This is a genomic window from Nonomuraea angiospora, from assembly GCF_014873145.1.
In the GTDB taxonomy this organism is placed as follows: domain Bacteria; phylum Actinomycetota; class Actinomycetes; order Streptosporangiales; family Streptosporangiaceae; genus Nonomuraea; species Nonomuraea angiospora.
Genome location: NZ_JADBEK010000001.1, coordinates 7,228,858 through 7,241,540, shown reverse-complemented (window position 1 = coordinate 7,241,540; position 12,683 = coordinate 7,228,858). Strand labels below are relative to the sequence as shown.

Below are 12,683 nucleotides of genomic sequence, written 5' to 3'. Positions count from 1 at the left end.
GCGGTCATTGCCAGGTCAGCGAGCCCCGGGTCGCCCAGTAGGTCTCGGGATCCTCCGCCAGTACGGTGAGCCGCTCGTCCAGGTCCGGGTCCCAGGCGACGCGGACCGCGGCGAGATTGCTGTGGAACTGTTCCACCGACGCGGCCCCGCTCAGCACCACGCCGGCCCACGGCCTGGCCAGGACGGCGGCCAGGGCCAGCGTGTCCGGGGTGAGGCCGCGTTCGCGGGCGGCGCGGGCGAGCGGGTCCGGGGCGGCGTGGGCGGTCAGGCGGCCGTTCGCCACGCCCTCCTTGACGATCACCCCCAGCCCGGCGCGATGGGCCCGGTCCAGGGCCGGGCCGGCGGACGGTTCGTGCAGGTTCCAGGTCGCCTGGACCGTGTCGAACAGGCCGAGCTCGACCGCCCGGTCGATGGTGTCCGCCTGGCGCGGGCCGGTCGTGGACAGGCCGACCGACACGCCGGAGGCGCGCAGGTCGCGCAACCCGGCGAGGACGTCCTGGTCGTCGAGCACGCCGCTCTCCACGGTGGCCGAGTGGATCTGGTACAGCGACAGGTGCTCGCCCAGCAGCTCCCGGGTCTCGTCGAGCTGCCGTCGCAACTGCCCGGCGGACAGCTCTTTCACCTCGTGCCGCTCGGCGTCCATCCGCCAGCCGCCGACGTAGGCGTACCCCCATTTCGAGCCCACGGTCACCGCCCCGGGCGCGATGGCGCGCTCGCGCAGCCAGCCGCCGAGGAACTCCTCCGCCCAGCCGTAGGAGCGGGCCACGTCGAAGTACCGCACGCCGGCCGCCAGCGCCGCGTCGAGGACCGCCCAGCTTCGGGCCCACATCGCCGCGACGCTGCGATCAGCGCCGAGGTCCTCCTCCCGGCCGAGCGTGATGTACGCCGGCCGGCCCAGCGCGGCCAGCCCGATCCCCACGGGCGTCACCCGCAGCCCCGTGCGGCCCAGCTCACGCACACCCATCCCGTCCCAGCTCTCCGCAGTCATGCCGCCAGTTGACCACACGCCCGGGATCGGATGACGGCGGGCCGCAGCACATCAGCCGCCCGTGCCCAGGCCCGCGTCCCTGGCCCGGGCGACGGCTTCGGCGCGGTCGGCGACCTGCAGCTTGGTGAAGACGTTGGACACGTGGTTGCGGACCGTCTTGTCCGACAGGAACAGCCGCTTGGCGATGGCCGCGTTCGTCAGCCCGCGGGCCACGAGGTCGAGCACCTCGCGCTCGCGCTCGGTCAGCTCGGGGAACGGCGTGGTCGCGGCCCTGCCGCCGGAGGCGAACCACGACAGCACCCGCCCCGCGATCGCCGCGCTGAAGACCACCTCGCCGCTGCCGACGGCCCGCAGCGCCCGCGCGATCTCCTGCCGGTCGGCACCCTTGACGAGATAGCCCCGCGCGCCCGCCCGCATCGCCGCGAACACCGAGTCGTCGCCGTCCAGCATCGTCAGGACCAGCACCGCGGTCTCCGGCCGGTGCCGGACGACCTCGCGGGTGGCGTCGATGCCGTTGAGCGCCGGCCCGCCGTCGCGCGCGGGCAGGTTGAGGTCCATCACCACGATGTCCGGCGTCAGCTCGGCGGCGAGCCGGACGGCCTCGTGCCCGTCGGGCGCCTCCCCGACCACCTCGACGTCCGGCAGGGACTCCAGGGCGGTGATGAGTCCCTCCCGGTAGAGCGGATGGTCATCGACGACGAGCACCCTCACGCGGGCACCTCCTCGGTCAGCTCGATCTCGCCGCGCGTGTGCAGCGGCAGGCGGGCCTCGACGCGGGTCCCGGCGCCACCGGTCCCGGCGCCGATGGTCAGGTCACCGCCGAGTTCGCGCGCCCTGGCCCGCATGGACGCCACCCCCATGCCCGGCACCGGCGCCCGCGGCATGCCACGGCCGTCGTCCTCGACCACGACCCGCAGGTCGTCCGCCTCGCGCCGCAGCTCGACCCGGGCCGTGGCCGCGCCCGCGTGGCGGGTGGTGTTGGTCAGGGCCTCGGCCACCATGCGGTACGCGGCGACCTCGACGGCGGCCGGCGCCGGATCCAGGGGTTCGACGATCTCGACGTCGATCCGCAGGCGCGCGCCGGCGAACCGGCCGGCCAGCTCGCGCACGGCCGACGGCAGGCCGAGATCGTCGAGTGCGGGCGGGCGCAGGCCGTGCACGATCCCGCGGACGTCGTCCACCGCCCCGCGCAGCCGCGGCACCACCTTGTCCAGCAGCCGCGTCGCCGCCGCCCGGTCCTCGCCGATGAGGTCGCGGGCGGTCTCGGCCTGCAGCGCCGCCGCGGCCAGCAGGGGGCCGAAGCCGTCGTGCAGCTCCCGGTAGAGCCGCCGCCGCTCCTCCTCCCGCGCGGTGACGAGCTGCTTGCGCGAGCGCACCAGGTCCCGCGTCAGGGCGACCGTGTGCACGGCCACCCCGGCGGACGCGGCGAGGGAGGCCAGCAGCCTGCGCTCGGCCCGGCTCAGCCCGTCGGCGCGGTGGCCGACCAGCATGGTGCCGACGTCGGCCCCGCCGTAACGCAGGGGGAGGCGTTCGGTCGCCGTCACGGGGCTCCCGTGCGCGACGCGCTCGCCGTCCGCCAGCTCGATCGCCACGTACGGCAGGCGCATCGTCGAGGCCACCGTGCGGGTCATCTCGGGCAGCAGCTCGGCGCCGACCACGTGCGCGTCGCGGGCGGCGTCCAAGCGCCGGGCGATGCCGGCCAGCACCGCGTACGGGTCCTCGCGCCGGCCGTGGACCAGCCGGTTGACCCGGCCCCGCAGCAGGCCCTCCAACGGGCGGCCGGCCAGCGCCACCACCGCCACGGCGACCAGCGGCGCGCCGGTCGAGCGCCCGAGCACGCCGCTCAGGAGGTCCACCAGCGCGGTGTATCCGACCAGGGCGCACAGCAGGAACAGGGTGTAGCGCAGCGACCGGCTGACGACCACGTCGACGTCCCACAGCCCGTACCGCATGGCCGCCACCAGGCAGCCGAGCGGCAGCGGCAGCATCGCCGCCGCGGTCACCACCGGGCCGAGGGGGAAGCCGAGCCCGAACAGCACCACCGTGGCCGCGAACCCCAGCCCGATCCACTTGAGCTGCTGCCGCTGCGCCAGGCCGCCCTCGCGCCACCTGAGCCACAGGCACACGAGGGCGAACGCCAGCGCCGTCGCCGGGATCGCGTTCACCGCCAGCCCCAGCCACGGCGGCAGCCGGTCCACGCCGACGGGGTTACGCAGGTAGGTGCCGACCAGGCTGGGCGCGTCCACGGCGTAGCCGGTCCTGGCCGCGTCCACGCTCGCCGCCAGCACGCCGGCCGCCGCCAGCCACATCACCGGGCGCCAGCCGCGCCCCAGCAGCCGCCCGTCGGGCAGCAGCAGCGGCAGCACCAGGGCGATGAGGGCGAGCCCGGTGCGCCACGTCCAGTTGCCGACCCACAGCGCGGCCTCGGCGCCCGGCAGGGGATGCCCGAGCGCCAGCGCGTGCACGGCGTACTGCGGGCCGGCGAGGCTGATCGCCTGGAGGAGACCGATGGCCAGCAGCAGCCAGCCGATGACGAGCCGCGGGCGCGCGCCGGCGAGCCAGGCGCCCATCAGTCCGTACGAGCAGGCGGCCGTCGCGCTCATCGGCCACCACGCCATGAGGTCGGGGTTGCCGGGCGTCCGCCCGTCGGCGACGTGCAGCACGATGCCGGCCGCGGTGAGGCCCAGAGTGAGGGCCGCGCCGGCGGCGGCGCCCGCCTTGGCCCGCCTGTCGCGTGGTGACACGGCGCCATTGTGCCCGCCGAGCGTGCGCAGGTCACGGGACAGGATGTCCCGACTGTCACGTCCCGCCCGGCCGGGACCGGACGTCCCGTCGAGATCATGACCGTGGCCTCGTGAAACGCGGACAGCCGGGCACCCATGGTGGATCCATCGACACACGGAGGAATCACCATGAACCGACCCGTTCCAGCCTTCGTCGCCCTGCTGCTCGTCATGGACGTCACGGGCGCGCTGATCTCACTGGGAACCGGCCTCAGCCCGACCCTCCTCGACGCGCTCGGCTCCGAGGCGCGCCTGTCCGCGCCGCTCCCCATGATGATCGTCCAGGCCGTCCTGGCCTTCGGGACCACCCGCCGCAACCGCGGCGTCGCCGCCGTCTCGGCCGGGTTGCTCGCGATCGCGGGCGTTCTCGCGTTCGTCTCCGGCTTCTACGACGGCGGCTACGACGACCCCCGGCTCACCGCCTCCCTGCGGCTCTTCCAGATCGCCCTGGTCGGAGCGCACCTGGCGATGGGGGTCTTCAGCGGCGTACGCGTGGTCCAGGTGCTGCGCGCCTGACCGCTCGCGTGCTATCGCGCGATCACCCAGGCGGGCTCGCGGGTCGGGGCGGGCTCCGGGTGGACGGCGCGGGTGAGCATGGTCTGCGCCACGCCCGCCTTGAGCAGGGCGGCCATCCGGACCACCGGCACCAGCGTCAGCGCGAACAGCGCGCCCACCGCCGTGGTGACGAGCACGAACGTCGTGGGGGTGGCGGCCAGCCCCAGCCACTCGGGCAGCCCGTTCTCGAGGGCGCCGGGGATCCGGGCGATGGCCCAGCCGTAGACGGGGAAGGTGAGGCCGGCGATGGCCCCGGCCCACCACACGGCGCTGAGCACGAAGGCGGCCAGCGCGAACGGCAGCGCGATGATCCCGTGCAGCAGGTCCATCATCGCCTGCCCGCTGGTCAGCGGGTTCATCACGCGGCGGAACCAGCCCGCGCCCTCGGGGACGGGCGCGTACGCCGGGCGGGCGACGGGGTGGCCCAGCACGCCGGGGAGCGCGACGCGTTCGAGGTCGGCGAGGTGCCTGGCCGCGCCGGCGGTCGTGGCCAGCACCGGCAGGCCGACGAAGGCGACCGCGCTGCCCAGACCCGCCGAGACGCCGATGACGGTGGTGGCGAAGGAGGCGACGGAGAGCGGGAGGCCGAGCAGGGTGTAGCGGGTGTCGGTGGCGAGGCGGCGCTGGAGGGTTCTCATGGGGAAGACGCTACGAGCCGGGCCCATGACGCATCGACCCTGCGCACGGGCGTGTACGTGGTAGGGCCAGCCCTACCTGAACCGCCTCGGCAGCCGTATTGTCGGGAAAGATCCGCGACGTGATGATCAGAGCATGCTCCGATCAAGAACCGTCCTGTCCGCGCTCTCCATCGCCGCGGCCGCACTGCTGATCAGCGGACCCGCCGAGGCGCAGGCGGACCCGCCGTTACCCTCGGCGATCTTCCGCGCCACGCACAACAGCTACTCGGGCAACATCTCCGGCGCCAGGAACTCGATCGCCTACCAGCTCGACCACGGCATCCGCTTCATCGAACTCGACATACACGACAACGGCTACGCCACCTCGAACGACTACTCCATCGGCCACGACTCCCCGGGCAACCAGGTCGACCACGCCGGTAACCCCGCCTCCAACCTGCTGCGCGACTGGCTCAACGCGATCAACACCTGGTCCGCGCAGCATCCCACCGCCGCCCCGATCGTCGTCGCCCTCGACGTCAAGGACGACCTGACCGACAACCCCTCGTACGCCGCCGGCAACCTGGCGGCGCTCAACCAGGAGCTCGTCTCCGTCTTCGGCCCGCGGCTGCTCTGGGCCAAGGACTACCCGGCGACCCCGCCGACGGTGGACGCGCTGCGCGGCCGGGTGCTGCCCCTGATCTCCGGCAACGGGACGACCCGCACCCTGTACAAGCGCGACGTCGGCTCCAGCCCGGCCGTCGCGATCAACGGCCGCGGCCAGGTCGTGGAGGTGCACGACTCGGGTGCGGGCGCCCTCTGGTACTGGTCCGGCACGTACGGCGCCGACGGCCGCGTGACCTGGCTGCGCCACGGCAGGTACGACAGCGGCGTCACCCCGGCCGTCGCCCTCAACGACAACGGCGACCTGGTCGAGGTCCACCAGTCCCAGACCGCGACCACGCTGTGGTACCGCGTGGGCCGCCTCGGCGCCGACGGCGAGATCTCCTGGTCGGCCAGCCGCAAGTACGACGACGGCGTCCTGCCGACGATCAGGTTCACCGATCCGGCGGGCACCCGGCTGCGCGAGATCCACCGCAGCCAGAGCAGCAGCCAGAACTGGAACTGGGACGGCGTGCTCGACGCCGGCGCGATGTCGGTCTCGTGGAGCGGCAACGCCAAGACCTCCGACGCCCGCTACGACAAGACCACCTCGGCCAGCGGCACCTCACGCGTGCGCGTGTGGACCGGCGCCGACGGCCCGACCCCGTCGCAGACCCTGCGCATCGACACCGACAGGTACACCGGCGACCGCATCCGCTACCAGCAGGTCGCCTTCGACGAGTTCCAGCAGGGCGACAGCGCGGAGCTCCAGCAGGGCGCGCTGTTCTACGCCGCGCCCGCCACGCAGTCCTCGTTCATCACCGCGGCGCGGCAGGCGGGACGGATCGTACGGGGCTGGGACTTCGACTCGGCCGGCGACGCGACCAGCCCGCTCGCCAACTACCCGGCGGCCAACCGCCCGTACGACACCTGGTACCAGGACCTTCTCTCCCAATCCGGGGCAATCCAGTAAACCCCCGTCGTACGAGGGGGCGGCGGCCGGAAAATCGTTCGCTCCCTCGTACCCCCGGACGGCAGCATGAACGGGGCGGTGTCTGCGTTCGGGAGGGGCGGATGGCTGTGCTCGAATCACTTCAGGAATCCCCAGGCGCTCTGTCTGGGCGAAGGTCGGCGGTGCTGCTGGCACTGCGCTACTACGGCGGTGAGCTGGTCCGCCAGCGGTGGGTCGCGCTGACCGCGCTGACGATGCCGGCGCTGGGCAACATCTGCCTGTCCTACCTGGCGCCGCTGGCGGTGGCCGGGCTGGTGGGGCGCCTGGCCGCGGGCGAGGAGGGCGGCGTCGCCGAGCTCCTGCCGTACGTGCTCGCCTTCGGCGCGCTGCTACTGGCGGGCGAGGTGCTGTGGCGGATCGGGCTGCACTTCCTCAACCGTACCGACGCCCGGGGCATCGAACGGCTCGGCGTGGTGGGCATGGAGGAGCTGCTGACCAAGGACGCCGCGTTCTTCCACAACAACTTCGCCGGCTCGCTGACCAAGCGGGTGCTGGGCTTCTCCTCCCGGTTCGAGGACTTCGCCGACACGCTCACCTTCTCGATCATGGCCAAGCTGGTGCCGCTGACCTTCGCCTCGGTGGTGCTGTGGCAGTATCACCCGCTGCTGGTCCTCGTCCTCATCGGTCTCATCATCGTCACCGGCGTGCTCGTCGCCCCGCTGATCCGCCGTCGCCAGGCGCTGGTCGACGAGCGGGAGGCCGCCAGGGTGCTGGTGTCGGGCCACGTCGCCGACGTGCTGGCCAACATGGAGACGGTCCGCGCGTTCGCCGCCGAGGACCGCGAGGCCACCGAGCACCGTGCCAGGATCGCCGAGCAGCAGCGGCTGGCGCTGCGGTCCTGGGACTACGGCAATCTACGGGTGGACACGGTCGTCGCCCCGATCTCCGTCCTCACCAGCGCCGTCGGCCTGCTCCTCGCCGTGATGCTGCGGGGCGGTCTGGGCGTGGAGGCCATCGTGGTGACGTTCACCTACTACACGAGCGCGATCAGCATCATGTTCGAGTTCAACCAGATCTACCGGCGGATCGAGAGCGTGCTCACCGAGGCCGCCCAGTTCACCGAGCTGCTCCTCGTGCCGCCGACCGTGCTCGACCCCGCCGACCCGCTGCCGCTGCGCCCGGCCGACTCGGGCGTGCGCTTCGAGCACGTGAGGTTCTCGCACGGCGGCGCCCCGCCCCTGTTCGAGGGACTGGACCTGGACATCCCCAGCGGCACCAAGATCGGCCTGGTCGGCCAGTCCGGCGGCGGCAAGACCACCCTCACCCGGCTGCTGCTGCGCCTCATGGACGTCGACGCGGGCCGGATCCTGATCGGCGGCCAGGACATCTCCCGGCTGCGCCAGGCCGACCTGCGCAGCCTCATCGCGTACGTCCCCCAGGAACCCGCCATGTTCCACCGGTCGGTGCGCGACAACATCGCCTTCGCCCGGCCGGGCGCCACCGACGCCGAGATCCTCGCGGCGGCGCGGGCGGCGCACGTCACGGAGTTCGCCGAGTCCCTGCCGGACGGCTTCGACACCCTGGTCGGCGAGCGCGGCGTCAAGCTCTCCGGCGGCCAGCGGCAGCGCCTCGCGCTCGCGCGCGCCATCCTGCGCGACGCCCCGATCCTGCTGCTGGACGAGGCCACCAGCGCCCTCGACTCCGAGAGCGAGATCCTCGTCCAGGAGGCCCTGTGGCACCTGATGCGCGACCGCACCGCGCTCGTGGTGGCCCACCGCCTGAGCACCGTCGTCCGGATGGACCGGCTGGTCGTGCTCAACCGGGGGTGCGTCGTGGAGCAGGGCTCCCACGCCGAGCTGCTCCAGGCCGACGGCCCGTACGCCCGGCTCTGGCGGCACCAGTCCGGCGGCTTCCTGGTGGACGACGACCGCTCCATCGCCTCCGTCGGCCAGGCGGCGGTTGAGTAGGGGATACTCATGCGGTCCCGGCCTGTCGTGCCCCATCGTTGGAACGGTGCATTCGACATCGAGGAGATCCCATGATCAGGGACGGGCGCTACGAGGGGCAGAGCGGCGGCATCTCGGTCACGCTGCGGGTTGACGCGGACGGCTCGGGGGTGATCAGCGCGGACGTGTTCCAGGTCGCGGCGGACGGCCGGAAGGCATACCTGGCGTCGGCGCGCACCGCGCCCGGCACCAAGGTCGCGCTCGACGACGGGACGTGGCCGGCGATCTGGCAGGCCGCTCCCGCCGGCAAGACGACGGGGTCGCTGGCCCTGGCCCAGGCGGCGCAGGCCGACGGCGGGTCGGTCACGTTCGTCCTCGACGCCCCGCTGAACGGGCTGCCCACTCAGACCGAGGTGGTCGTGCCCGTCGAGCGCAAGGACGACGCGCTGCGCGAGCTGGGCCTGGAGATCGAGCTGGAGCAGAACGTCCCGGCGCCGAGCCCGGTGATCTTCCAGGGCGTGGAGCGCACGGTCAACGGCTGCCTGCGGGCCGCCGGGTTCGCGGTCAAGGACGTCGGGCGGCAGAGCCCCATCCCCGCCGGGATCGCCGGGGCCTGGGACGACTCGCTGCTCTACACCATGCTGAGCGATCTCATGCTCATCACGGGCGACGCGTCGCTGCGTGCCAGGGCGTGGGAGCTGCATCTGCTCCTGCTGTCCCGGGCGGCCATCCCCGGGCTGGCCGGCGTGATGTTCGACGCCGAAGGGCTGCTCCAGCGGCAGGGCGCGGCGGTCTTCACGGCCGGGTTCCAGGGGGCGACCAGGGATCAGAAGATCATCAGGACCATCGTGCACGAGCTCGGGCACGCGCTCAACCTCGCGCACCGCTTCGAGCGCGTGGTCGGCCGGGCCGACTCGACCTCCTTCATGAACTACGACTGGCGATACCTGGGCGGCGGGCACGAGCAGGACTACTGGCGGGAGTTCGGCTTCACCTTCGACGCCGACGAGCTGACATTTCTCCGGCACGGGCCGTTGACGGCGCTGATCCCTGGGGGCGAGCCCTTCCACTCGGTCCGCTACTGGGCCGACGGGGGCGGTGGGCACTCGCCGTACGCGCCCGAGATCCCGTTCGACGGCTACCGGCTGACGCTCGCCGCGCCCGACTCCGGGGCGGTCTTCGCCTTCGGCCAGCCGGTGTTCCTCAAGGTCACCCTGGAGAACCGCACGGCGGCGGAGCTGGAGGTGGAGCGCTGGGTGCTCGACCCGAAGGCCGGCCCGCTGGAGATCCTGGTGCGCCGCCGCAGCGACCCGCCGGCGGACCCGACCGCGTTCACCCCGATCGCCCAGCGGTGCATGGCCGCCATGGACTCCACCGCGACGCTCACCATCCCGCCCGGCGGGGCGATCAGCAACAACCTCAACCTCACCTTCGGCTCGGCCGGCTTCACCTTCGCCGAACCCGGCGAATACGACATCACGCCGGTCCTCGGCCTCCCCGCCCGCGACCCGGCGGGCGAGCCCGTGCAGTGGGTGGTCACCGGCGAGCCGCTGCGCGTGCGCATCACGCCCCCGCAGGGCGTGGCGGAGGAGCGCGACGCCGAGGTGCTGCACGCGTCGGAGGTGGGCGCGTGGTTCGCCCTCGGCGGCACCGACGCCCTCGCCTCGGCGGGCGAGGCGCTGCAAGGGGTACGCGAGCGCCGCCAGGCCGAGACCGGGAGCCATGACCCGGTCGTGGCGGCGATCGTCCGGACCGCCGCGCTCGACGCCGCCCGCCCGTCGATCCGGTTCCAGGACGAGGAGTACGTCCGCCGCGACGGAGACCCCGAGCGGGCCGCCCGGCTCCTGGCCGGCCTGGACGCCCGGGCGCTGCGCACCTTCGACCCGTACACCGCGCAGCAGACGATCGCCCTCGCCGCCGAGTACCGGAGCGCCGCCGGCGAATAGGTTGACGAAAGTAAGGGGGTCAACGGGCCTTTCGGGAGTGTCTGCGACAGAGGCGTCATTCCTACGCTCCTGCCCATGATGAGATCCCGTCTTGCGATCGCGATCGTCGCCCTGCTGGGCGCCGTGTTTCCGGCTTCCGCGGCCTCCGCCGCCGCGGAAGCCCTCTCCATTCCCCGTCCCACCGGGCAGTACGCGGTCGGGCGCGACACCCTGCACCTCGTCGACAGGAAGCGTCCCGACCCGTGGGTGCCCACCGCGGACGGGCGGGAGCTGATGGTGTCGATGTACTACCCCGCCTCGACCGGCGGCAGCCCCGCCCCGTACATGACCCTCGACGAGGCCCGGCTCCTGCTCAAGGGGCTGAGGCTCGACACCAGGTTCGAGGCCGAGCAGCTCGCCGGCGTGCGCGTGAACGCCCGCTCCGGCGCCCGCCCGATCGGCGGCAGGCACCCCTTGGTGCTGCTCTCGCCGGGCTTCACGCTCAACCGCGCCACCCTGACGACGCTCGCCGAGGAGCTGGCGTCCAAGGGGTACGTCGTCGCGCTCGTGGACCACGCCTACGAGTCGTACGGGACCGCCTTCCCCGGCGGCCGCACCCTGACCTGCCTCGCCTGCGAGGCGATCGAGCGGGCCCCCTCCGACGAGGCGGAGAAGAAACTGATGGCCAAGGCCGCCGAAGGCCGGGGAGCGGACCTCTCCTTCGTGCTCGGCGAGCTGACCCACTGGAAGCGCTGGAAGATGGTCGACCCGAGGCGGATCGGCGCCGCCGGGCACTCCCTGGGCGGCAACGCCGCCGCCGTCGCCATGGCCGCCGACCGCCGCATCCGCGCGGGGGTGGACATGGACGGCTCGTTCTTCGCGCCGGTCCCGCGGTCCGGGCTCGGCAAGCGGCCCTTCCTCATGCTCGGCACCAAGGCCCAGCACTCGCCCGACACCGTCGACACGACCTGGCCGCTGGCCTGGCAGCGGCTGGACGGCTGGAAGCGCTGGCTGACGGTCGCCGGCTCCGGGCACTTCACCTTCATCGACCTGCCGATCCTCGGCGGGCAGGCCGGAGTCGTCGACCCCACCGCCCCGCTCTCGGGCGAACGATCGGGCGAGATCACCACGGCCTATGTGGGCGCCTTCTTCGACCAGCAGCTACGCGGCGAGCACCAGCCGCTGCTGGACGGCCCGTCCGCCGCCGATCCCGAGGTGGAGTTCCAGAATCCCTGAGAAAAAAACGGGCCCGCACCCAGCTGGGTGCGAGCCCGTTTTCGGACGTGCGCCGCTACGTCAGGCCGAGACGATGTTCTCCGCCTGCGGGCCCTTCTGGCCCTGAACGATGTCGAAGGACACCTTCTGGCCCTCGGTCAGCTCGCGGTAGCCGCCGTTGGACACGATGTTGGAGTAGTGCGCGAAGACGTCGGCGCCGCCGCCGTCCTGCGCGATGAAGCCGAAGCCCTTTTCAGAGTTGAACCACTTCACGGTTCCGGTAGCCATGTAGATCTCCTTTAGATAAGTGCAGGAAACCATGAGCCCATCCGGAAATGACCGGCAAACAAAACGCGCCCGAAGGTTGTATTCCGTCGGGCGCGCACAAAGTCCTCATGGGTACCGCAACTGCAACTCGGGCCACTCTATCACACGCTTCTGGTGCAGCGTGAGGAGTCATTTTTTTATTGGCCGGAGCCCCCGATAGTTTTTGCCCCGGATTGACCTTTTTCCTCCGTACAACCATACAGGATGACCTGCGCCACGTTCCGGACGGCGTCCCTGCTGACGCTCCCCGGCGGCGCGCTGACCAGGGTGAACAGCGCACCTCCATAGAGCGCGATCATGGCGGGGATCTTCTCGCGCGGGATGGCGAGGCCGAGTTGGTCGTGGTGCCCGGCGGTGACCGGCACCGCCGCGTCCTCCAGGCCGGCGAGCGCCGAGGCGAGCACCGGCCGGCGCGCTGCCTCCAGCCGCAGTTCGAAGATCGCCAGGTAGCGGTGGCGCAGGGTGGTCGCCGCTGTGAGCAGCGATTCCGCCAGCAGGTCGACCAGGGTCGCCGGTCGCTCGACGGCCCGGTCGGTGTCGGCGTGATGCAGCTCGACGATGCGCTCCGCGGCGGCCACCAGCAGGGCTTCCCGGCTGCGGAAATAGTTGGAGGCCGTGCCCGGCGGGAGGCCCGCCGCCTTCTCCACCGCGCGATGGGTCAGCCCGTGCGCGCCCGACGACGCCAGCAGCTCGATGGCCGCATCGGTCAGGGCTTGGCGACGGGCTGGATTCGTGGGCGGCATGCGGCCATGATACCAATAACCGTACTAGT

General features: G+C 72.6%; 11 protein-coding genes. 5 read left to right on the top strand and 6 right to left on the bottom strand.

What is annotated here, in order from left to right; all coding sequences use genetic code 11:
* Window positions 1-4 precede the first annotated feature (4 nt).
* The 3 genes from H4W80_RS32850 to H4W80_RS63870 are packed head-to-tail and all read right to left on the bottom strand — an operon-like array spanning window position 5 to window position 3,732.
* Window positions 5-988 (bottom strand): aldo/keto reductase, encoded by a 984-nt coding sequence (locus H4W80_RS32850; protein ID WP_225963806.1) that lies wholly within the window; start codon window positions 986-988, stop codon window positions 5-7.
* Between the two features lie 51 nt (window positions 989-1,039).
* Window positions 1,040-1,699, bottom strand: a complete 660-nt coding sequence (locus H4W80_RS32845) for a response regulator (RefSeq protein ID WP_192788618.1) — start codon at window positions 1,697-1,699, stop codon at window positions 1,040-1,042.
* Window positions 1,696-3,732, bottom strand: a complete 2,037-nt coding sequence (locus H4W80_RS63870; RefSeq protein ID WP_192788617.1) for a sensor histidine kinase — start codon at window positions 3,730-3,732, stop codon at window positions 1,696-1,698. The genes H4W80_RS32845 and H4W80_RS63870 overlap by 4 nt, the downstream gene beginning before the upstream one ends.
* 168 nt (window positions 3,733-3,900) lie before the next feature.
* Here H4W80_RS63870 and H4W80_RS32835 point away from each other — a divergent pair, with 168 nt between their 5' ends.
* Window positions 3,901-4,287: a hypothetical protein gene (locus H4W80_RS32835; RefSeq protein WP_192788616.1), complete on the top strand. Its 387-nt coding sequence runs from the start codon at window positions 3,901-3,903 to the stop codon at window positions 4,285-4,287.
* An 11-nt stretch (window positions 4,288-4,298) separates the two neighbouring features.
* Here the strand turns inward: H4W80_RS32835 and H4W80_RS32830 are convergent, their stop codons facing one another.
* Complete coding sequence (locus H4W80_RS32830; protein ID WP_192788615.1) at window positions 4,299-4,964, bottom strand: sensor domain-containing protein; 666 nt, start codon at window positions 4,962-4,964, stop codon at window positions 4,299-4,301.
* A 133-nt stretch (window positions 4,965-5,097) separates the two neighbouring features.
* On the opposite strand from H4W80_RS32830, the gene H4W80_RS32825 reads away from it, so the two are divergent.
* The 4 genes from H4W80_RS32825 (at window position 5,098) to H4W80_RS32810 (ending at window position 11,605) form a co-directional block, all read left to right on the top strand.
* Window positions 5,098-6,519, top strand: a complete 1,422-nt coding sequence (locus H4W80_RS32825; RefSeq protein WP_192788614.1) for a PI-PLC domain-containing protein — start codon at window positions 5,098-5,100, stop codon at window positions 6,517-6,519.
* 161 nt (window positions 6,520-6,680) lie between these two features.
* Window positions 6,681-8,465 carry an ABC transporter ATP-binding protein gene (locus H4W80_RS32820; protein ID WP_318787174.1) on the top strand — a complete coding sequence of 595 codons (1,785 nt, stop codon included), beginning with the start codon at window positions 6,681-6,683 and terminating at the stop codon, window positions 8,463-8,465.
* Between the two features lie 71 nt (window positions 8,466-8,536).
* Window positions 8,537-10,390, top strand: coding sequence for a zinc metalloprotease (locus H4W80_RS32815; protein ID WP_192788612.1), 1,854 nt, complete (start codon window positions 8,537-8,539; stop codon window positions 10,388-10,390).
* 75 nt (window positions 10,391-10,465) lie between these two features.
* Window positions 10,466-11,605 carry an alpha/beta hydrolase family protein gene (locus H4W80_RS32810; protein WP_225963805.1) on the top strand — a complete coding sequence of 380 codons (1,140 nt, stop codon included), beginning with the start codon at window positions 10,466-10,468 and terminating at the stop codon, window positions 11,603-11,605.
* 60 nt (window positions 11,606-11,665) lie between these two features.
* Here H4W80_RS32810 and H4W80_RS32805 read toward each other — a convergent pair whose 3' ends face one another.
* Together H4W80_RS32805 and H4W80_RS32800 are read right to left on the bottom strand one after the other, a co-directional pair.
* On the bottom strand, window positions 11,666-11,872 hold the full coding sequence (locus H4W80_RS32805; RefSeq protein ID WP_192788611.1) for a cold-shock protein: 207 nt from the start codon (window positions 11,870-11,872) through the stop codon (window positions 11,666-11,668).
* Between the two features lie 176 nt (window positions 11,873-12,048).
* Window positions 12,049-12,654, bottom strand: a complete 606-nt coding sequence (locus H4W80_RS32800; protein ID WP_192788610.1) for a TetR/AcrR family transcriptional regulator — start codon at window positions 12,652-12,654, stop codon at window positions 12,049-12,051.
* Between the last annotated feature and the right edge of the window lie 29 nt (window positions 12,655-12,683).